Origin of the sequence: Corynebacterium sp. Marseille-P8863 (assembly GCF_946902955.1) — a bacterium.
Classification (GTDB): Bacteria; Actinomycetota; Actinomycetes; order Mycobacteriales; family Mycobacteriaceae; genus Corynebacterium; species Corynebacterium gottingense.
Genome location: NZ_CAMPQC010000016.1, coordinates 1 through 22,101 on the forward strand (window position 1 = coordinate 1; position 22,101 = coordinate 22,101).

Consider the following 22,101-nt stretch of genomic DNA (forward strand, 5'->3'; position numbering starts at 1 on the left):
CCCCCGGCCTCACGGTCCGGGTCCGCGACGAGCTGTGGCTGATCACCAAGGTCACGCAGGCGGTGGACGGCTTCCTGCTCACGGTGCGTGGCTTGTCGGATTTCGTTCGCGACTCCACCGCCAGCTTCTACACCGCTATCGACCACGTGGAGGTGGTGGACCCGGCGCGGGTCCGCGTCGTCCCGGATGACTCCCCCGGCTACCGCACGTCGCGCCTGTGGCTGGAGACCACGCTGCGCCAGACCCCGGTCCCGCTGTACCAAGACGAGCTGTCGGTGGCGGAGGACATGCTCATGGACCCGCTGGATTACCAACTTTCGGCGGTGAAGAAGGCGCTGTCGGATGAGAACCTGCGCCCCCGCATCCTCATCGCGGACGCCGTCGGCCTGGGCAAGACGCTGGAGATCGGCATGATCCTGGCCGAGCTGATCAGGCGCGGCCGCGGCGAGCGCATCCTGGTGGTCACGCCGAAGCACGTCATGGAGCAGTTCCAGCAGGAGATGTGGACGCGCTTTGCCATCCCGCTGGTGCGCCTGGATTCCGCGGGCATCCAGCAGATCAAGCAGAAGCTGCCGGGCAGCCGCAACCCGTTCACGTACTTCTCCCGCGTGATCGTCTCGCTGGACACGCTCAAGGCAGAAAAGCACCTGATCAACCTGAAGAAGGTGCGCTGGGACGTGGTGGTGATGGATGAGATCCACAACGCCACTAATGCCGGGACGAATAACAACAAGCTGGCCAAGACGCTCGCCCCCACCACGGAGTCGTTGCTGCTCGCCTCCGCAACCCCGCACAACGGCGACCCGGAGTCCTTCAAGGAGATCCTGCGCTTGCTGGACCCCACGGCGGTGCGGCCCAACGGGGAGATTGACAAGGACGCCGTGGACCGCCTGGTCATCCGTCGCCACCGCCACAGCGAGGAGGTGGCCAGCGTGGTGGGCCCGAAGTGGGCGGAGCGCGCGGAGCCGCGCAACATCCCGGTGGAGGCCTCGGCGGAGGAGAACGCGGTGGCGCGCGAGCTCGAGACCACCTGGGTTCACCCGGAGGGTAAAAGCCCCATCCCGGACGCGGTGAATAAGAAGGGCCAGACCTACACTGATCGCCTCTTCCCCTGGACGCTGGTGAAGTCCTTCCTCTCCTCGCCCGCAGCCTTGGACGAGACGATCACTACCCGCCTCAAATCCGTCGCCACGGACGATACGACTCAGCGCGACGCCCTCGAGCGCCTCCGAGCGCTCAACGCCAAGGTCACGCGCCAGAACTCCAACAAGTACGCCGCCCTGGTCAACTACCTGCAGGAGATCGGCGTGGGCAAGCGCTCCCCCACGCGCGCGGTCATCTTCTCAGAGCGCGTCGCCACCCTGCACTGGCTCAAGGAGCACCTGTCCAAGGACCTCAACCTGGGCAAGGACGCCATCGCGGTCATGCACGGCAGCCTGTCGGACCAGGAGCAGATGCGCCTGGTGGACGAGTTCAAGCGCTCCGACTCCCCGCTGCGCGTGCTGGTCACCGGCGACGTCGCCTCCGAAGGCGTGAACCTGCACACGCTGTGTCATGACCTGGTGCACTATGACATCCCGTGGTCGCTGATCCGCATCCAGCAGCGCAACGGCCGCGTCGACCGCTACGGGCAAACCCACCCGCCGCAGATCACGGCCCTCCTCCTCGACACAGAAGGCGCGAGCGTCGGTGAGCTGCACGTCCTGCGCCGCCTCATCGACCGCGAGCACGAGGCCCACGCGGTGCTGGGCGACGTCGCCTCGCTCATGGGCAAGCACACGGTCCGCGGCGAGGAGGACGCGATCCGCAAGGTGCTGCAGGGCAGCGCGGGCTTCGACGACGTGGTCAAGCGCGCCGAGACCGTCGCCGAGGAGGAGCCGCAGGATGAGCAGTCGCTTATCGACGCCCTCCTCGCCCGCCTCAACCGCACCACCCCACCCGCAACACCACCGGAGCCCACCGGCACCGGCGCGCCGGCCTCCACGGGGGCGACGAGCCTGTACCCCTCGGAAATCGCGTACCTGCAGGACGCGCTGAACGCCGCATTCCACAACGCCCCGGAGAAGCCGCTGACCAACAAGGGCGTGGCGTTCGCCCAACACCCCAACGGCGTGGCGGAGCTCGCGCCCCCGGAGGACCTGCGCCGCCGCCTGGACGTGCTGCCGCAGGACTACCTGGCGCAGCGGCGCGTGCGCGAATCTTTCCAGCTGGCCACCACCCGCGAGCTGGGCAATGACCTCCTGCGCCGCGCCCGCACCGGCGACGACGGCTCCACCTGGCCCCGCGCCCACTTCCTCGGGCCGCTGCACCCGGTGACGGACTGGGCCGCGGACCGCGCGCTCGCCTCCCTGTCCGGCGGGCAGATCCCCGCCATCCGCGCCGCTGCAGGCACGCTCGACTTCCCCACCGTCCTGCTGATGGCCACGCTGACTAACAAGCGCGGCCAGGTGGTCTCGCGCGCCTTCGTCACCGTGGCCAACGGGATCCTGCCGCAGACCATCCTCAACCCGGTGGACTGGCTGCACGGTGTGGGGCTCACCGCCGACGCGATCAACACCGGCGACCTGGAGCTGCCGGAGAACGCGCAGCAGCTCATCGCGGACTCGGTGACCGTCGCCCGCGGCCAGCTCACCCCGATGATGCAGGCGGCGCGCACGCAGGCCCAGGAGCGCATTGACTACTGGATGCAGCGCGCGGAGAACTGGGAACACTCCAAGCACGACACCCAGACCGCCCTGAGCTCGCGCATCGTGCGCCGCTCCCAGCACCTCCTACAGCAGGAGAAGCAGCTCATCGCCTCGCTCGCACCGGACCGCGAGCTCATCCGCCCCCTCGTCCTGGTCCTGCCAGCCCTGCCCAACACCCAGTCACCACACACCGCGTAAGGAGACCCCGATGGCGTCCTACGACTCACTCATCAACGTTGATGAATGGATCAGCGACCACTTCTTCACCACCGACGAGAAGGGCGAGTCCTTCACCAAGTCGGTCAAGGCGCGCGTGAAGGAATGGAAGGACTTGGAGAAGGAGACGGGCAGCCGCTCGCCTGCCGAGCGCTTCAAGCAGGCCCGCGGCGAGCTCCAGAACGCCTACGCCACCGCCGACCAGGGCGCTGCCCAGCTCGTCCTGCGCCGCGCGCTCGGCTACGGCGCCCCCACCACGCGCACCTTTGAGCGCGCCAACCACACTGTGGCCTACCAGGGCTGGGCGGGTGCCGACGACACGCTGATCGTGCTCAACGCGGATCCGATCGAGGACTTAGAGGACATCACTACCACCCCGGTCGAAGGCGGCATTACCCGCCAGGACCGTGAGCCCGAGCCCCTCCCGGTGGCCAAGCTCGTCGGTGAGCTCTTCCTCACCGATAACGCTCCGGAGTTCATCGTCGTCCTCGCCGGCCCCTGGGTGGTGCTCGCCCACCGCGAGACCTGGGCGCTGGGCCGCTACCTGGGCGTGAACGTACAGCTAGTGGTGGAGCGCAACGAGGTAAAGCAGGGCGGCGAGCTGCAGCGCACGGCGGTGATCCTGGCGCGCGAGAACCTGGAGCGCGCCGCCGACGGCACCACCTGGTGGGCCGAGGTCCTCGAAGCCGCCCGTAACCACGCCGTCAAAGTCTCCGAGGATCTTCGCGACGCCGTGCGTGAATCCATCGAGCTCATCGGCAACGACGTACTCGAACGCCGCAAGGACCAGGGCCTCCCGCTCGAGGACGTCGACGGCAACGAGCTGGCCCGTCAGTCCCTGCGCTACCTGTACCGCATCCTCTTCCTCCTGTTTGCCGAGGCGTCGCCGGAGCTGCAGATCCTGCCCACCGGCGCCGCAGAGTACGTCGACGGCTACGGCCTGGACCGCCTGCGCGACTACGCGCTCACTCCCCCGCTCACGGAGCAGGCCCGGCGCGGTACCCACCTGTACGACTCGCTGCAGATCCTCTTCGACCAGGTCAGCCACGGCCACCACCCGGAACTTGCAGCAAACGCAGACGAGGACGCCCAGAACGAGGGTCTGACCTTCCGCAACCTGGAGGCGGACCTGTTCAAGCCGGAAGCCACCTCCCTGCTCAGCGGCACGAAGTTGTCCAACGAGGCGCTCACCCAGGTCCTCCAGCGCCTCCTGCTATCTAAGGAGAAGGCAGGAAAAGACCGCGGTTTCATCTCCTATGCCACGCTCGGCGTGACCGAGCTCGGCCAGGTGTACGAGGGCCTCATGTCCTACCACGGCTTCATCGCCCAGGAAGACCTCTACGAGGTCGCGCCGGGCGGCAACGCCTCCAAGGGCTCCTGGGTCTTACCCGTCGGCCGGGCAAGCACGGTGCCGGAGGACAGCTTTGTCATGGAGATGCGCGAGCAGCCAGAGGGCGGCTACGCCCCGGCCCGCCGCGAGCACAAGCGCGGCTCCTTCGTCTTCCGCCAGTCCAGCCGCGACCGCGAGCGCTCCGCCTCCTTCTATACCCCGGAGGTGCTCACCCAGTTCACCGTCGGCCAGGCCCTCGAGGTCCTCGAGGAGGAAGGCCGCATCCAAACGGCCGAAGACATCCTGGATCTCACCATCTGCGAGCCCGCCATGGGCTCCGGCGCCTTCGCCGTGGAAGCCGTGCGCCAGCTCGCGGAGCGCTACCTCAAGCTGCGCGAGGCCGAACTCGGCGAGCAGGTCCCACCCGAGGACCGCACCCGCGAGCTGCAGAAGGTCAAGGCTCACATCGCGCTTCACCAGGTCTACGGGGTGGACTTGAACCCCACCGCGGTGGAGCTGGCGGAGATCTCCCTGTGGCTCGACACCATGACCGGCGAGCTCACCGCTCCCTGGTTCGGCCTGCACCTGCGCCGCGGCAACTCGCTCATCGGCGCCCTGCGCGCCACCTACGACACTTCCCAGCTGAAGAAGAAGGCATGGCTTACGGCCGTGCCGCGCCGGGAGTCCGTGGCCACCCTCGCGCAGTCTATCGACGCCGGCCACCGCGACCCCCACGCCGCCGGCCGCATCCACCACTTCCTGCTCCCCTCACAGACGTGGGGTGCAGCGTATGCCGCGAAGGATTTGAAGAAGCTCGCTGGCCAGGAGCAAAAGGCGCTCGCCGCTTGGCGACGCAGCGTGCTCACCAACCCCAGCGGTCCCCAAAAGAAGCAACTCACCCGCCTTGCCGTCCGCGTGGAGACGCTATGGGCCTTCGCCCTGACCCGCATGAAGATCGCGGAGCAGCAGATCCGCCGCGACATCCCCCTGTGGGGCCGCGAGCACACGCCCACCTCGCGCAACGTCACCCGCGCAGAAATCGAGCGCGACTTACTCAACAATGAGCAGGGTGCTTATCGACGCCTACGTCTCGCCCTCGACGCGTGGAACGCACTGACCTTCTGGCCGCTCACCGAGATCCAGATCGACGACAACGGCGACGCCCACACGGCACTGCCCTCCTTCGACGAGTACATCGAAACCCTGGAGGACCTCCTCGGCATCGAGGCTCAAGCCCGCGACGAGGCGCAGACCGTCATCGCCAACGCGGACACCTGGGAAGAGCTGAACCACCACGAGGACATGAACCTGAGCCTGTCCGGTGCCAAGTCGCTGGACCAGGTCCTCGAGATCCACCCCTGGCTGCGCACCGTGCGCCAGGTTGCCCAGGAGCAGGGCTTCCTGCACTGGGACCTGGACTTCGCTGCCGTCTTCGCCCGGGGCGGCTTCGACTTGCAGGTAGGCAATCCGCCGTGGGTGCGGCCCCGCGGTGACATGGACGGTCTCTACTCCGAGGTGGACCCGTGGTTCTCGCTGGCGCATAAGCCGACGCAGGCAGAGAAGCGGGAGCGCCGCGAGCAGTGGAACGACAACGATCGTGCCCGCGAGATCGCGTTCAGCGGCACGGGTGACACAGTTTCGACCGCCGCCGTGCTTGGCGACGTTGCCATGTACCCGCATCTGGTCAACCAACAGCCGGATCTGTACCGAGCATTCATGGAGCGGACCTGGGCGAACATGAGCAACAACGGCGTCGTTTCGCTTATACACCCGGAGTCGCACTTCACCGAAAAGGGTGCAGTGGCACTTCGGCACGGGGCGTACTTCCGCCTGCGGCGGCATTGGCAGTTCATCAACGAGTTGGTGCTGTTTGATGTGCACCACCTAGTGGGCTATGGCGTACACACCTACGGTTCGCTCCGAAACGAGCCTGCATTTGAACACGCGGCATCGTTGTACCATCCGCAGACCGTCGAAGAATCACTGACTCATGATGGTTCGGGTCCGCTGCCGGGTCTCAAGGACGACAACAACAACTGGGACCTTCGCCCCCACCGTGATCGCATCCAACAGGTCGACTTGTCCGTTCTCGAGACGTGGCACTCGATTCTCGAGGGCGACAACGTGGCGGTTGCCGACACCCGAATGGTCTACACCGTCAACACCGAGGCCGCAGCAGTCCTAGCGAAGCTCGCCGACAAGCCGCGCATTGGTTCACTCGGACTCAAGTTCTCTTCTGGCTGGCACGAGACTTCCGACAAGAAGAAGGGGTACTTCGACGTCGGCTGGGCACACCCCGAATCCTGGAGCGACGTGATCCTCCAGGGACCGCACCTCGGCGTCTCGACGCCGATGATCAAGCAGCCCAATCAGACGATAAAGAGCAACCTGGATTGGGTTGAGATTGACCTTGAGGCCGTACCACCTAGTTTTGTGCCGGCGACTAGTTTCCAGATGGCAGCCTTCCATCCGAAAAACATCGCAGACTCCTATACACAATGGGAGGTAGAGGGCATCAAGCGACCAGCCTTTGATTTCCCGCGGGTAGCTTGGAAAGAATTTGTGGGTAACACTACGGGTCGACGAACTTTACAACCTGCATTGTTGCCTGCGGGACCCAAGCACATTAATGCAGTAAACACCTTGGCCAGTAAGTCGCTTGAGGAGACGGTTATGGTCGGGGCGATGCTCTCGACTCTGCTGTCTGATTTTCTAGTGAGAACCACTGGTACTGGGCATTTGAATCGTCCGATCATGACGAGTCTCTTTTTCCCATCGAAATGGGAGGCGCATGACTACGTGCTAGAGACGTTTTTACGCCTTAACTGTCTAACTGAGGCCTACGCTTCGATTTGGGAATCGCTGATGAAAGGAAAATGGAATGCAGACGTGCCAATTCGAAGAGCTGAGGACAGGCGTCAGGCGCAAATCAATATCGATGTAATTGCTGCTGCCTCGGTTGGTATCTCCGCCGACGAGCTTTGCTCAATCTATATTTCGCAGTTCCCTACCCTCCGGCAACAAGACAATGCGGAAAGATTTGATGCGAATGGGAGAAAGGTGCCAAGGGAGATTCTAAAGGCGCAAGCGAGAATCGGGGAGGGACAATATCTTTCGGCAGAGAATCGAACCTGGATTCATCCTCAGTCAGGTGAGAAATACCTATTCGAATATCCTTTTAGGCAGTTAGACCGTGAGGCAAATATGCGCCTGGCCTATGAGCGGCTATTGGATCGTAGTCAATGATAAGCGCGGCAAACGCGATTGAATGTATACTTCTTGGATATGAATAGCCTAAATTTTGGACAGAAAGATTACCTGAAAACAGCACTCGGTCTGAGGACTGGTTACGTTCTTAATCTGTCTCGAGAAGACGTGTCGGACTTATTTAGTTCCATCGGTGTTGACATTCTGAAAGACACGAGGGTTATCGGCTCCGGTGATTCGATGGGGCGACGAATGTCTCGTTTTCTTATGGTAGCTGAAGACCAAGAGATTGTTGCCGTACTGAAAGAGTTGCGGGGACTGCAAGATTCCGCTTTTGCAATATCAGAGGTCACTGCCACTGATTTTCGAGAGAGAACTGGGCAGATGATTGCGGAAATTGAAGGGCAGGGTGTTCCGCTTGGAAATGACGGCGTGATGTCGGAGTCCGGAGATCGGCAACCAGCGGAGCTGCTTTATCTTGTCAAGCAACTGGTGAACGAGGAAATATTAAGTCACACTGAGCAGTTGTTGCTTTCTGGTCGCTGGCATGAAGCCATCGAGGAAGCATTTAAGCTGGTTCGAGAGCAGTTGCGCTTGATTACAGGTGAGGAAAGAGCATCCGATGTTTTCAAGGACAATGGCAGAAGTGACAAGTTCTACCTTGAACTTTTCGGTACAGATACCCCCGCAAGCGAGCTTGACGAGAGGGAAAGGGACTACTTCGTAGGTATTGCTCAAACTCACTTGGCGATTCAAAACTTCAGAAATGTTTTTACGCATACACCCGCGAGAAAAATTGACAGTGTGAGCACACTGCAGTATCTAAGTCTCGCAAGTTTTGCATATGAGGCGATTTCACAATTTTTTCCGCAAGTCGTTTCGCAGGAAATTAGAGACTGGGTGACCGAAAAGAGGAAGAGTTATCCGAGTGCAAAAATGTTTTACCGCGAATTTTATAATCATCGATGGGCAGTAGAATTTCCCCCGGAATTGCGTTCAAAAATGGAGCGTCAAAAGCGGCGAATCTTGGAATCCTTCATCGATAACGCTGATTTTACTGTTAGCTACGACGAGTCAAATATTTGGCTTATGTGTCTCCAACTCTTTGGTGACGAGATCGATAAGCAAGATCTAGATCGGATATCGAAAAAGCAAACTGAAGACCAGTATGGAAACGACCAAATGGCTGGTTGGGAAGATTTTTGTAGATCAATAAGCTAGCGTGGCTTGTGACCGGTCTCCCGCGCTCAAATTTGAGTCTGAGTTGTTTCAATCCTGGCTCGAAAGGTGCATTGCTGCCTAAAGGGCCAGATCGTCTGAAGTGATCGGCGATGGACATTTGGGGCCGCAGTGAAGTGAAGATAAATGCTTGGTCACTATGGCCAACTCTCTTTACGGGCGGTGTATTTTGGCGCGGCATGGCCGAAAAGAATAGTGGGCGGCTTCGGTGTGTTCCTTGGCTGATCGGTGTATATAGGTTTTCCGAAATTATCCGCCCATATTTTGTAGAATTTTGTATTCGATTCTGAGAGTGCAAACTTCAATTGGCTGATCGTAGGTTAATCACTGATATGCGTTTCAATGGCATGGGCTAACTATTGATGCTCAGCTCCGTATTGGAACGAATCGCTCTTGGGGTAATCTCACAAGGAAGAGTGCCAAGTTTTTTATGAAGCCCAGAATGTTTTGAGGGCGGGGGTCGTTTCTTGATGCCAGATTGCTTACCTTGGATATTCTAGTAGATTCGAAGGCCTTGATTTCGTCAATAGCTGTTCGGCGTATTGTCTCGCTTCACCGCACGCACCTGCGATAATGGTCAGCAACCTTCCGATCCAGAGGAGTGAGTATGAGCCAAGAAGCGGTCCTGGGGTTTGACGTCGGTACCTCGAGCTCGAAGGCGGTGCTCGTGGCGTCGGACGGCACCGTCCTGGCCAGTGAGACCTGCGAGCACGCGGTGTCGCGCACCACGGACGGGAGCGTGTCCATGGACGCGCGCATCTGGTTCGAGGAGTTCGCCTCCCTGGCCGCGAAGCTGCTGGGCAGCGTCGATGTGCACCTCGCCGGCATCGGGGTCTCCGGCATGGGCCCGTGCGTCGCGCTCACGGATTCCAGCGATGTCCCGGTTGCACAGGCCGCGCTCTACGGCGTCGACGCGCGCGCGAGGACGGAGATCGAGGAGCTGACCAAGCGGTTCGGCGCCGACTCGCTGCTGGAGGCCCGCGACTCGTGCCTGACTACCCAGGCGGCCGGGCCCAAGTTCGCGTGGTTCTACCGCCATTTCCCGCAGCTGCGGGAGCGGGAGTCGCGGTTCTATATGCCGGCGAGCTACGTCGTGAAGCAACTGACTGGCGAATACGTGCTTGACCGCCAGTCTGCCAGCCAGTGCACCCCGCTGTATGACCCGCAAACCCGCGAGTGGGACAAGGCGGTGTGGGCCGAAATCGCGCCAAACACGCTCCCGCCGACACTGCTGTGGAGCAGCGAAATCGCCGGCACCACCCGCGCCGGCCTGGGAATTCCCGGCATCGAGGCCGGGGTGCCGGTCATCGCAGGGACTATCGACGCCTGGGCCGAGCAGGAATCAGTCGGCGCAGTCAACGCCGACGAACTGTTCCTGATGTACGGCACCACGCTCTTCCTCGTGGGCAACGCGGACCACCGCGTCCGCCACGCGTCCATGTGGGGGACGACGGGCACGCGCCCGGGCGTCTACAACATGGCCGGGGGCCTGGCCACCTCCGGCTCGCTCACGGACTGGATGCGCCAGCTCACCGGCGAAAGCGACTACAGCGTGTTGACCAGGGAGGCGGCGGCCGTGCCCGCGGGCTCGGAAGGCCTGCTGGTCCTGCCCTACTTCGAGGGCGAGCGCACGCCCATCCAGGACCCGGACGCGCGCGGCGTCATCGCGGGCCTGCGGCTGCACCACACGCGCGGGCACCTGTACCGCGCGGTGCTCGAGGGGACGGCGCTGGCCGTGCGCCACAACATCGAGGTGATGGAGCAGTCCGGCCTGCGCATTAGCCACATCGCCTGCGCCGGCGGCGGGCTCACCGCGGACCTGTGGCCGCAGATCGTCACCGACGTGACGGGGCGAGTGCAGACGCGGCGGAAGTACCACATTGGGGCGTCGCTAGGCGATGCCTTCATGGTCGCCAAAACCATCGGGATGGCGGACAGCATTGATGCGTGGAACCCGGTGAGCAAGGAGTTCGTGCCGTCCGCGGACTTCGACTTCGATGCGCTGTACGAGGACTACAAAAAGCTATACCCGAGCACATCAGGCATCATGCACAACCTGGCGGCTCGGGGGTAGGGCGCGGGGGCTGGTTTAGCAGCCGGCCTCAAAGTCGATAATGACCTGGACCTTCTTGGCGGACGGGGAATTGACGTCAAAGACGTAGCCGATCCACTCGCCCACCAGACGCTTCGCCAACTCAATACCCACAACGCGCTGCCCCATGCACAGCACCTGCGCGTTGTTGGACAGGATGGAGCGCTCCACGGAGAAGGAGTCGTGTGCGGTGACGGCACGGATTCCCTTGACCTTGTTGGCAGAGATTGCCACGCCAAGGCCAGTTCCGCAGATGAGCACCGCGCGGTCGGCATCGCCCTTCGCAATCCGCTCGCCGGCCTCGATGGCTACGGACGGGTACGGCGTGTGCTCGTCTTCGTTCACTCCGATGTCCGTCACAGACTCGACGCGCTCATCAGCCTCGAGCAGCTTCTTGATCTCTTCCTTGTACTGCAATCCAGCGTCGTCGCATCCGACGATCATGCGCAGCTTTTCTGTCATCGCTTGCTCCTATCAGTTTGCTTCTTGGGTGAATTCTTCAGCAAGACGCTGCGCGATCATGGAGAACGAGATCGCACCTGCGTCGGGGTGTCCAACGGACTTTTCGGCAAGGGGCGCGGCGCGGCCCTTGCGCGGCACCAGATCAGAGGTCGCCGCCGCGGCCTTCACTGCGACATCCGCAGCATCGCTGAATGACGATCCAGCGCCAAGCGCATCGCGGAACGGGATGAGTGCGTCAAGCAGCGTCTTGTCACCGACTTGCGCCCCGCCAAGCTGCTGGACCGTGTCTGCAAACGCAGCGACTCCTTCTGCCACGGTTGAGGTACCAGCGGCGGCCTCCAAGCCGGCGCCCCACAAGACACCCGACGTGCCTCCGGCTTCGAGAGCCCACGCAGCACCGGCGGTACGGAGCTGGTCCGACGCGGAAGGGGTGAAGCCGGCTTTTGCCACCAGCTTGTCCACCGCGTTCTGTGCCGCGGAAGTGCCGCGCACCATGCCGCGGCCGTGGTCGCCGTCACCGGCGATCGCGTCGATCTTGCCCAGGTGAGACTCCTGATCCTTCATCAGCTGGGCGACGATGCCGATGCCGCGCCGTACCTGCTCGGCCACCGCGACAGCATCGCCCTCCGGCTCGGTGAGCTCTGCCTCAGCCTCGTTGGTCGCGGTACTGACAGCAGTCGGATCGAGCGTCTTCAGCGGTGCGTGGCTCTTGCGGTAACCGCAGGCGTACGCCTCCGCGTGCCACGCTGCTTCAAGCTCATCGTCGAGCCACATGAGCGTCAGCGAGATTCCACCCATGTCCAGGCTGGTCACAAGCTCGCCCACCTCCGGCTCGACGATGGAAAGACCCGCAGCGCGAAGCTTGGCCGCGACCTTGCCGTACGTGAGGAACAACTCTTCGTACTTCGTCGCGCCCAGCCCGTTGAGGATCACCGCGACACGGTCGGACGCAGCGTCGCTCGGCGCAGCGTCGAGGACGTGGCTGACCAGAAGATCAGCGATCTCCTCGGCGTCTCCGATCGTCTCATCCTTAATGCCCGGCTCGCCGTGAATGCCCAGTCCGACTCCCATTTTTCCCTGTGGGACCTCGAAAAGCGGTTCAGTGGCGCCAGGCATCGTGCACCCGGAGAACGCCACCCCCATCGTCCGGGTCATGTCGTTGGCGTGGCGGCCAATTCGCTCTACCTCGTCGAGGGACTTGCCGGCCGCGGCAGCTGCACTCATGGCCTTGAAAACGGTGAAGTCACCGGCGATACCGCGTCGGTCTTCGGGCGTGGAGGCAGAGGCGACGTCATCAGTGACAACGACAATGCGGGTATCAATCCCCTCTGCGTTGAGACGCTTGGCCGTGATGCCAAAGTTCATGTTGTCGCCTGCGTAATTGCCAAACGTGAGGATGACGCCCTTGCCTTGGTTCGCCGCCTTTGCCACGGAATAAACGTGCGCAGCAGACGGTGAGGTAAAGATGTTTCCCACCACAGCGCCGGAAGCAAACCCCGGCCCAACTAGGCCTGCGAAGGCCGGGTAGTGGCCAGAGCCACCGCCCACGACCACCGCGACTTGAGGTTCCTTCGGCGGATGCGTGACAACTCCGCCAGTGACGCGCGTGAGCCGGTCTGAATACAGGTCAACGAACCCGTCGAGTTGGTCCTCCGAGAACTCGGCAGGGTCCAAGAAAAGCTTGGTCATTGGAACCTACTTCTGCGGCAGAATGGACACCTTCACCGATGCCCCGCTGGAGTCGCCGACCAGATCAAGCGCGTCCTGGAATTGCTCCAGGCCGAACTGGTCGGTGCAGATGTCGTCGAGCGGCAGCGTGCCAGACTCAATGAGCTTGATCGCGGCGGGCCAGGTGTGGGGGCCGAGGTGCGCGCCGTAGACGTCGAGCTCCTTGTCATCAGAGATGATCGACCAGTCCACGGAGGTCTCGGAGCCAAAGACGGAGTACTCCACAAAGCGGCCCAGCTTGCGCAGCATCTCTAGACCCTGTGACACACCGGACGGGTGGCCGGTGGCCTCGATGTAGACATCGGCGCCGTAGCCGTCGGTAAGCTCCTTGACCTTCGCAACAGCGTCCTCGTTGCGGATGTTGATGGTCAGGTCCGCGCCGCAACGCTTCGCCAGCTCAAGCTTCTTGTCGTCCATATCGAGCGCGATGATCCGCAGCGGGTTCTTTTGGCGGGCACCTGCGATGACGCCGAGGCCAATCGGGCCTGCACCAGCGATGACCAGGGTGTCCTCGAACTGGAGCTGCGCGCGTTCAACAGCGTGCAGCGCGCACGAAAGCGGCTCGGCGAAGGCGGCGTGATGGGCCGGGATCTCATTGGAGATCTTATGCACGAGGCCTCGGGTTGGGATCAGCATGTATTCAGCCATGCCGCCGTCGAAGTTGCGGAAGCCGAACATGTCGTGGGGACCGCACATCCAGTACTCGCCACGGTTGCAGTAGCGGCACTCGCCACACGGAACGATCTGCTCGATGACCACGCGGTCACCAACCTCGACACCGTGGAAGTTCAGCCCCGACTCGGAGCCCTTGACCACAGTGCCGGTGATCTCGTGGCCGGAGATGACGTTTTCCTGGGCCCACTGCTCGCGTCCATCTCCGCCCCAGAACTTGGCGGCGCCGTGGTAGCACTTCAGATCCGATGCGCAGACGCCCACGGCCTCGACCTGAATCAGAATGTCGTCTTCCCCGAGGACGGGCACCGGGCGGGTTTCCAGCCGGTAGTCCTCCGGGCCGTGGCAGACCACTGCGCGCATTTCAGAAGGTAGGTTCATTGTGAGGCCTCTCATGTGAGATGAAAAAGTGTTGCAGATAACACACTATGACCTGCTTGAACGCATGTCAAGCACTTTTGTGCGTGCGCTTTCGTTGTGTCCGAAGACCCCATAGAATCCCAGGCATGGAAGACGCAGATGAGGGCAAACTCTATGAGGCAGCACGTCTCTACTACGAGGTTGGATTGGGGCAATCCGAGGTTGCTGCTGCATTAGGTGTCTCTCGCCCAACCGTGTCGCGCTTGCTCTCGCGCGCCCGTGAAGCCGGAATCGTGCAGATCCGGGTGGTGCGTCCCAGCGCGACGACCATGACTCCGCTGGCGCGCGAGCTGGCGGATGCGCTTGGGCTGCGTTGCGTCTACCTGGCTCCAGGTTCGCAGTCTCCCGCGTTTGATTACGGCATGGAGCCTGCGGTGCAGACTGCGCTGAAAGAGATGAACCTACGTCCGGGCGATTCCGTCGTGGTTGCGTCAGGAATGGCAACAGCGGGGATAGCAAACATGCAATGTAGCGGCCTGGACTACACCAAACTCGTCCCCGCGGTGGGAGGGGCCCACGAACCCGAGGTGTGGTACCAGACCAACGAAACGGTGCGACGCCTCGCCTTGAATTCCAACGCGGAATACACGGCGCTCTTCGCGGAGGCGATCCCGTCTGCGCCGGTGTTTGAAGCGCTGCAAAAAGACGAGTCTTTCCTGAATGTCCGGGCACAGTGGGAGCGAGCGCGTGGAGCCATCGTTGGCATTGGTTCCCGCACGACGGGCCGCGTGTCCATCTCTCAGGCCATTCCGAAGGATGCGCTCCCCTCGGCCGTCGGGGACGTGTGCCTCCACTTCTTTGATTCCCAGGGGCGCGAACTGAGCTTCCCAAACTCGGAACGCACGGTGCACATTTCGCGCGAGCAATTGATGGCCATCCCGGAGACACTGGGCTGCGCAGTCGGCCCCAAGAAAGTGGAAAGCATCATCGTGGCCGCCCGAGCGGGCTTCTTTAAAAAGCTAGTGACCGACGTGGCCACCGCAGAGTTGATCCTTCGCAGGATGTAGCGGTAACCAGTCGGCCACTATCGTGTGCAGGACTCCGCCCGGCTAGGCTGCGTCGACTAGAGCGGCGTCCTTGCGCTTCAATTCCTTCCGGTACTCGGGGTCGTCCTGTCGCGTGCGCAGGCGTCCCACCAAGATGAAGGCGACGGCGTACAGTGCCACGAAAGCCCAGACAACGGCTGTGTTTTGTGCGTAGCTGCCGAGGTTGAACCAGCCGGTCACGTTGAGTACCACGGCTACTACAAGCGAACCAAGGAAGGTCGCGCCACCGGCGGCGGTAGTGTACATCGCCATGGCGCCTCCCTCCTGGCCAGGCGCGTTCGCGGCGACGATTGCTCCCATCGGGACAAACCCCGCCAAGAAGATGCCGTACGCGGTACCGGCAATGACGGCAAGGACGTAGCCGGAGGTAGAGCCGGGCTCAACCCAGTGCGGAACGTACCACCAGGCTAGGAGCGCGATGGAGGAGGTCAAGATGCCAAAGTAGCGGACTGTGGACACCCAACCGTGCTTATCTCCAATAGCGCCGAACACTGCGTTGAACAGGATATTGCCGGCGTAGACGATCACCGTCATCATCAGCCAGCGGGACTGGCCCCATCCGAGCTCATCGGAGATCACGGCGGGGAGGATGATGAACATGCCGAACTGCGGTGCCGTGTTGATCATGCGGACGAGGAAGCCGTCGCGGACCTTGCTGTTGGACACCAGCAGCTGCAGGCCAGACATGAGTACCTTGGAATTGGACATGGCAGGCTCTGCGAGTCGGCGCATTCCCGTCTGGTCCCGGCACCCGAACCACGCGAGGACTGTGCCGACGGCAGCGAGCGCGATGGACACGTAGAGCGCAGCAGTCTCACCGACAAAGCCACCGCCAAAGGCCGGAATGACACCGAAGGCGACCAGTGAGCCGAGCGTGGGGAGCCCGCCCGTGAACATGACGTAAAACCAGCCAATCGCCGTGCCAAGCTTTGATGGCCGGGCAAGGTGGTTGATCCAGACGAGGAACGCGAAGGCGAACAGGGGGAACCCGAAGCCGCGGATGAAGTACGTCAGGCCGACCAAGTGGAGGTTGCCGGTGCTGATAGCAAAAATGAATGCGAACTGGAAGACGATGAACACTGCCGCTCCGGCGAGCATGACTCGCTTCGGACCGAAGAGGTCGGCCAGCGCACCAGACAAGTAACTCGCGACGAGAACGGTCAAGGAGTAGCCGGTGATAACCCAGGAGACTGTGGCTTCAGAGGTGTTCAGACCGGCGACGAGGTGGGGCGTGAGGAAGTTGGATTCCACACCCACCGCCGTCATGAAGAGTAGGACAGCTGGGAAGCCCCACTTAATTGGATCTGGAATGCCGGCCAGGTCCCATTTAGTGACTGGCCTCTCTTCGTGTTGTGTGGCTTCCACTGTCACTCCTTTGCAACGCATGTGATGTACGTAACTATGGGGTGGAAGTATAGGGCAGTCGGAAGTTCATGCACAAGCGTTTGTGACATTCGTTCACGCTTGGAGGTAGTCGGCAGGCCCGGAGGATCCCGCCGATCTCATCCTCCGGCGCCTCTAGGACTCCTGGCCAAACTCGTCGAAGTGCTCGGTGGCGTCGCGAAGCGCTTCGTACTGCGCAACGGCCTGCTCGGAGTAGGTCCCCTCGTAGGTCTGCGCATCATGCACGCCCCACTGCGGCGGCTCCGCCTCGTCCGAGAGCGCCCACGCCGCCTGGCGGGCCGCGCCGAGTGCGACGAACTCGGACGCCTTCGGCACCACCACCGGGGCACCGAAGATGGTCGGGGCGATCTTTTGCACCGCCTCGCTCTTCGCGCCGCCACCGATGAGCAGCACGCGCTCCGTGCTCACGCCGGTGGCGCGCTGCAGCGCCTCGATCGCGTCGCGCATGGAGCACAGCAGGCCCTCCACCACGGCGCGCGCGATGTCCTCGCGGCTGGTGGTCGTGGTGATGCCGTAGAACTGGCCCTTCGCGTTGGGCCGGTTCGGGGTGCGCTCGCCGTCCAGGTACGGCAGGAGCGTCACACCGTGCGCGCCGGGCGTGCCGGACAGCGCCAGCTCCGCCAGCTGCTGGTGGTCCACGCCCAGCATGGTTGCGGCAAAGTCCAGCACCTTCGCGCCGTTGAGGGTGCAGGCCAGCGGTAGGTAGTTGCCGGTGGCGTCGCAAAAGCCCGTCACGCCGCCGGTCTTGTCGTGCACGCTCTTGGTGGAGACCGCGCTGGCCACCCCGGAGGTGCCGATGGACACGCACACGTCGCCGGGCTCCAGGCTCATCCCCAGCGCGGCGGCCATGTTGTCGCCGGTGCCGGCCGCGACCTTGGCGCCGCTCGCGGTGGTGCCCACGATCTCGCTCGGCTCCGCAATCCGCGGCAGCGCCACCGGGGAGCCGAGGTACTGCTCCGCCAGCTCGGGGAGGAAGACGCGGTCGCGGGTGGAGTAGTAGCCGGTGCCGGAGGCGTCGCCGTGGTCCGTCGTCAAGCGCTCGCGCCCGCCCAAATGCCAGGTGAGGTAGTCGTGCGGCAGGCAGACCGACGCCGTGCGCTGGGCGTTGTCCGGCTCGTGGTCGCGCATCCAGCGCAGCTTCGTGCCGGTAAAGGAGGCGACCAGCACGCTGCCCACCTTCTCGGCGGAGGCTTGGGGGCCGCCGAGTTCGTGGATAAGCGTGCGTGCCTGCGGCGCCGACGAGGTGTCGTTCCACAACATGGCCTCGCGCACCACCTGGTTGTCGCGGTCGAGCGCGACCATGCCGTGCTGCTGGCCGCCCACGGCCACGGCGTCGGCGCGCTCGAGCAGGCCCGCAGTGGCCTCGCTCATCGCGTCCAGCCAGGCGGTCGGATCCACCTGCGTGCCGGTGGGGTGGGCGGCGCGGCGATGGTCGATGACCTCGCCCGAGGCGGCGTCCACAAGCAGCGCCTTCGTCGACTGCGTGGACGAATCAATTCCGAGTACAAGTGACATAGTGGCTCCTAGCTTGCGGTTGTGGTGGCTCGCGCGGGCTCGTCGGTGCGCACGACGTGGATCGTGGCACCGGACTCCTCCAGGACGCGGTTGTGCTGGTCGGTGGTGTGTTGGTCAATGACGATGTCGTCGAAGGCAGAGAGCTTCGCGACGAAGTGCATCCCCTCCACCGCGAACTTGGAAGAATCCACCACGAGGACCTTGCGCTGGCCCAACCCGATGAGCGCCGTCTTGGTCACCGCGGCGTCCTCGTCCGGGTGGCAGAGCGCGTCGCCGTTGATGGCGGTGGTGGAGACAAAGGAGATCGACGCGGTCAGCGTGTCCATCGCCCGGCACGTCGAGGCGCCGAGGAACGAGTCGGTGGCCGCGACGTAGCGCCCGCCCAGCCCGGTGAGCACCAGGCCCTCCTGCGGGCGGGCGGTGGTGGCGATGTGGTTGAGCACCGACAACGAGTGGGTGATCAGGCCGGCCGGGTGGGCGTCCAGCGCCGCGTCCACCATCGCGCCGACGGTGGTCGAGTCGTCGAGGGCGATGACCATGCCGGGCTCAATGAGCGCCGCAGCCCGGGCGGCCAGCGCCTGCTTGATCTGCGTGTTGGTGGCGCGGCGGATGGCCACGTCGCGTTCGCGGAACTCGCCGTGCTTCAGGCGCGCGCCGCCGCGGAAGAGCTCCACCTTTCCGGCCGAGGCCAGGGCCCGGAGGTCGCGGTGGACCGTCATTGAGCTCACGCCCAGCGTGTCGGCGAGGTCGACCGTCTTGGTGTCGCCCCGCAGGCGGAGCTCGTCCATCAGCGCCGCCTGGCGGAGTGTTTGTTGGCTCATGTGCGTACTTTCGTCCTGGGGTGGGTCCGCAGCTGCCACAAAATCTAACATTGACATGTTGCGAGATGTTGCTTTCGGTGTGGAAATACCCCTGTGTGGGGGCGAGTTTTTACCGAACTTCTCACAGGATGTTGTATTGAATGTGAAAACGGTGCTACCTGTTGATCTAGGTCACACATCTCCGCAGTCATGTGATCTAAACCATTCACATTCTTACTGCAGGCTGGAGCAAATCTTGCAAACACAAGCAACACGGCCCAAAGACTGGGCTGATCGGCTTGGCTTCCCCCGACCGCTGCTGTGGGGCTTTGTTGGCCTCACCATCTTCATGATCGGCGACGGGGTAGAAACCAACATCCTGGAACCGTTCCTCTCCGGCGAGCACGGCTTCAACGTCTCCCTCGTGGGCACTCTGGTCACCGTGTACGGCGTGAGCGTGGCCATCGCCGCGTTCTCCGCCGCCGCCCTGTCGGACCTGTGGGGCCCGCGCAAGGTGATGATCATCGGCGCCGCCATCTGGGTGGCGCTGGAGGTGCTGCTGCTTACCGTCGCACTGCCGATGAACAGCAAGTTCCTCATCTTCGCGCTGTATGGCCTGCGCGGGTTCGGCTACCCGCTCTTCGCGTACGCCTTCCTGGTGTGGATCACCGCCGTCTCCGCGCCGGAGCACCGCGGCGCCGGCACCGGCTGGTTCTACGTCGGCTTCTCCGCGGGCCTGCCCACGCTGGGCGCGCTCGTGGCCACCGTCTCCATTGGCGTCTTCCACCTCTCCTTCTATCAGACGCTGTGGATCTCGCTGGCCCTCGTGGTTATCGGCGCGCTCATCGCGCTACTGGGCGTGAAGGAAGCGCGCGGCCGCAAGCCGCTGGTGGAGAACCCGGACGACATCCGCGACACGCTTGGCGAGTCCTTCCGGCTCCTCGCCCGCGATAAGCGCGCCATCTACGTCGCCGTCATCCGCACCATCAACTCCATCCCCACCTACGCCATGGCGGTGTTCTTCCCGGCGTACTTCTCCGACCGGCTGGACTGGCCGCTCGAATGGTTCCTCATCATGACCACGGTGATCTACCTGGTCAACCTGCCGTTCAACCCGCTCTTCGGCATCATCGGCGACAAGATCGGCTGGTCCAAGACCGTCGTCTGGGCCGGCGCCATCGCCTGCTGCATTGCGCTCGCGCTGGTGTACTTCGTTCCGATGCTCTCCGTGGACGCGGGCCTGCCCGATGGTGTCGGTTTCGCCCTCTCGCTGGTCGCGGCCTGCCTCCTCGGCGTGGCCCTGGCAGGGTTCGTCCCGCTCTCCCCCATCGCCGTCTCGCTCAACCCGGAGCGACCCGGCGCCGCCATGGCCGCCTACAACCTGGGCGTCGGCGGTGCGGTCGCGGCCGGCCCGCTGCTGGTGGCCGTGTTCTACCCGCTCGTGGGCGCCACCGGCCTGATCCTCATCTTCTGCGCCCTCTTCCTCATTGCCGCCTGGATGGGCACCCAGCTCAAGGGCACGCAGCCCGGTTTCGACGGCGTCCCCCACACCACCTCACTTGCTTAAGGAAGCACCATGACCATCCACCTCTCCAACGACACCCTGCAGCAGATCGCTGAAAACACCGATGTCGCCGTCCCCACCTACGACCGCTCCGCCGTCACCCCCGGTATCGTTCACTTCGGCGTCGGCGGATTCCACCGCGCCCACCAGGCCCTCTACCTTGACAAGCTCCTTTCTCAGGGCCTGAACACCGACTGGGGCATCGTGGGCATGGGCGTTATGCCTGGGGACTCCCGCATGCGCGACGCCCTGAAGTCCCAGGACTGCCTCTACACCGTCACCGAGAAGGCGCCGGACGGCTCGGAACACTCGCGCGTGGTCGGCTCCATCATTGATTACGTCTTTGCGCCGGACGACCCGCAGGTGGCCGTCGATAAGCTTGCGGATGAGCAGATCAAGATCGTCTCGCTCACGGTCACCGAGGGCGGCTACAACTTCGACCACGTCCGCGGCGAGTTCGACCTGCACAACCCGCACATCGCGGCCGACATCGAGGCGCTAAAGCAGGGCGACTTCGCTTCCCTGACCACCTTCTACGGCCTGATTACCGCGGCGATCCTCACCCGCAAGGAGCGCGGCACCCGCCCATTTACCATCATGTCCTGCGACAACATCCAGGGCAACGGCCACATGGCGCAGCGAATGTTCCACGCCTTCGCCACCGCCGTCTCCCCGGAGCTCGCCGAGTGGATCGAGGCCAACGTGACCTTCCCCAACTCCATGGTGGACTGCATCACCCCGGAGACCACGGACGGCGACCGCGCCGACATCACCGAGAAGTTCGGCTACGTCGACGAGTGGCCGGTGGTGTGCGAGGACTTCACCCAGTGGGTGCTGGAGGACAATTTCGTCGCTGGCCGCCCCGACTACGACAAGGTGGGCGTTGAGCTTGTCCACGATGTCGTGCCCTACGAGCTGATGAAGCTCCGCCTCCTCAACGCCTCTCACCAGGGCCTGTGCTACTTCGGTCACCTCGCCGGCCACGAGCTCGTCCACGATGTGATGGCGGACAAGCGCTTCCGCGACTTCCTGCTCGCCTACATGGAGCGCGAGGGCACCCCCTCCCTGCGGCCGCTGCCGGGCGTGGACCTGGATGCCTACCGCCACCAGCTCATCGCCCGCTTCGGCAACGCCGCGGTGAAGGACACCGTCGCGCGCCTGTGTGCGGAGTCCTCGGACCGCATCCCGAAGTGGCTGCTCCCGGTCGTGCGCGAAAACCTGGAATCCGGTGCGGCTCCCGTGACGCTGTCGGCGGCGATCGTCGCGTCCTGGGCCCGCTACGCCGAGGGTGTTGATGAGCAGGGCAACCCGATCAAGGTGGTCGACCGCATGGCGGACCGCCTGCAGGAAACGGCGCAGGGTAACCGCGAAGATGTCCTCGCCTTCCTGCGCGACCGCGAGGTCTTCGGCGATCTTGTCGACGACGAGCGTTTCACCGAGCCTTACGCTCGCGTGTTGAAGTCGCTGCACGAGGTTGGTGCTGAGGCGACGCTGGATGCGTTGCTGGCTGAGTTGGATTAGGTAGGGATTCTTGGGGGTGGGGCTTGGGGCCTTTGGGGCCCTTCGGGAGTGACAGATTTCCCCGGGCCCTCGCTTGGGTCCTGAGAACTCCCAGGTGGGAGGGTCTAGGCCTTTCTGGGGCGGGGAAATTTTACGCATTCTCATCATGTGGCTCCCCGCACCCCGGTGGCCGGGCGGGGGTCGGGCGGTGCTGTGCGG

General features: G+C 63.3%; 13 protein-coding genes. 7 read left to right on the forward strand and 6 right to left on the reverse strand.

Annotation, left to right across the window (positions count from 1 at the left end):
• The 4 genes from OVO38_RS09960 to OVO38_RS09975 form a co-directional block, all read left to right on the forward strand.
• Positions 1-2,885, forward strand: a 2,885-nt coding sequence (locus OVO38_RS09960) for a DEAD/DEAH box helicase (protein WP_267208393.1), incomplete at its 5' end; no start/stop codon positions are given.
• Positions 2,886-2,895: 10 nt separating this feature from the next.
• Entirely contained in the window at positions 2,896-7,479 is a 4,584-nt protein-coding gene (locus OVO38_RS09965; protein ID WP_267208394.1) for an Eco57I restriction-modification methylase domain-containing protein, read from the forward strand.
• A gap of 39 nt (positions 7,480-7,518) precedes the next feature.
• The gene (locus OVO38_RS09970; protein ID WP_267208395.1) at positions 7,519-8,661 is read left to right on the forward strand and encodes a TIGR02391 family protein; all 1,143 of its coding nucleotides are present in this window, start codon (positions 7,519-7,521) and stop codon (positions 8,659-8,661) included.
• Positions 8,662-9,286: 625 nt separating this feature from the next.
• A complete protein-coding gene (locus OVO38_RS09975) occupies positions 9,287-10,753 on the forward strand; it encodes an FGGY-family carbohydrate kinase (protein ID WP_267208396.1) in 1,467 nt (488 codons plus the stop codon).
• 15 nt (positions 10,754-10,768) lie between these two features.
• On the opposite strand, the gene OVO38_RS09980 is transcribed toward OVO38_RS09975, so the two are convergent.
• Genes OVO38_RS09980 through OVO38_RS09990 form a run of 3 tightly spaced genes read right to left on the reverse strand, consistent with a single transcriptional unit; the run spans position 10,769 to position 14,014 of the window.
• Positions 10,769-11,233, reverse strand: coding sequence for a ribose-5-phosphate isomerase (locus tag OVO38_RS09980; RefSeq protein ID WP_267208397.1), 465 nt, complete (start codon positions 11,231-11,233; stop codon positions 10,769-10,771).
• 12 nt (positions 11,234-11,245) lie between these two features.
• Positions 11,246-12,922 carry a dihydroxyacetone kinase family protein gene (locus tag OVO38_RS09985; protein ID WP_267208398.1) on the reverse strand — a complete coding sequence of 559 codons (1,677 nt, stop codon included), beginning with the start codon at positions 12,920-12,922 and terminating at the stop codon, positions 11,246-11,248.
• A 6-nt stretch (positions 12,923-12,928) separates the two neighbouring features.
• Positions 12,929-14,014 (reverse strand): zinc-binding dehydrogenase, encoded by a 1,086-nt coding sequence (locus OVO38_RS09990; protein WP_323746831.1) that lies wholly within the window; start codon positions 14,012-14,014, stop codon positions 12,929-12,931.
• A 125-nt stretch (positions 14,015-14,139) separates the two neighbouring features.
• Here OVO38_RS09990 and OVO38_RS09995 point away from each other — a divergent pair, with 125 nt between their 5' ends.
• Positions 14,140-15,060, forward strand: a complete 921-nt coding sequence (locus OVO38_RS09995) for a sugar-binding transcriptional regulator (RefSeq protein ID WP_158522239.1) — start codon at positions 14,140-14,142, stop codon at positions 15,058-15,060.
• A gap of 42 nt (positions 15,061-15,102) precedes the next feature.
• Here OVO38_RS09995 and OVO38_RS10000 read toward each other — a convergent pair whose 3' ends face one another.
• From OVO38_RS10000 to OVO38_RS10010, 3 genes are all read right to left on the reverse strand, one after another.
• A complete protein-coding gene (locus OVO38_RS10000; RefSeq protein WP_267208400.1) occupies positions 15,103-16,485 on the reverse strand; it encodes an RbtT/DalT/CsbX family MFS transporter in 1,383 nt (460 codons plus the stop codon).
• A 132-nt stretch (positions 16,486-16,617) separates the two neighbouring features.
• Entirely contained in the window at positions 16,618-18,018 is a 1,401-nt protein-coding gene (gene xylB / locus OVO38_RS10005) for a xylulokinase (protein ID WP_267208401.1), read from the reverse strand.
• Positions 18,019-18,026: 8 nt separating this feature from the next.
• The gene (locus tag OVO38_RS10010) at positions 18,027-18,839 is read right to left on the reverse strand and encodes a DeoR/GlpR family DNA-binding transcription regulator (RefSeq protein WP_267208402.1); all 813 of its coding nucleotides are present in this window, start codon (positions 18,837-18,839) and stop codon (positions 18,027-18,029) included.
• 232 nt (positions 18,840-19,071) lie between these two features.
• Here OVO38_RS10010 and OVO38_RS10015 point away from each other — a divergent pair, with 232 nt between their 5' ends.
• Positions 19,072-20,385 (forward strand): RbtT/DalT/CsbX family MFS transporter, encoded by a 1,314-nt coding sequence (locus tag OVO38_RS10015; RefSeq protein ID WP_416358589.1) that lies wholly within the window; start codon positions 19,072-19,074, stop codon positions 20,383-20,385.
• Between the two features lie 9 nt (positions 20,386-20,394).
• On the forward strand, positions 20,395-21,903 hold the full coding sequence (locus OVO38_RS10020; protein ID WP_267208404.1) for a mannitol dehydrogenase family protein: 1,509 nt from the start codon (positions 20,395-20,397) through the stop codon (positions 21,901-21,903).
• Positions 21,904-22,101 lie beyond the last annotated feature (198 nt).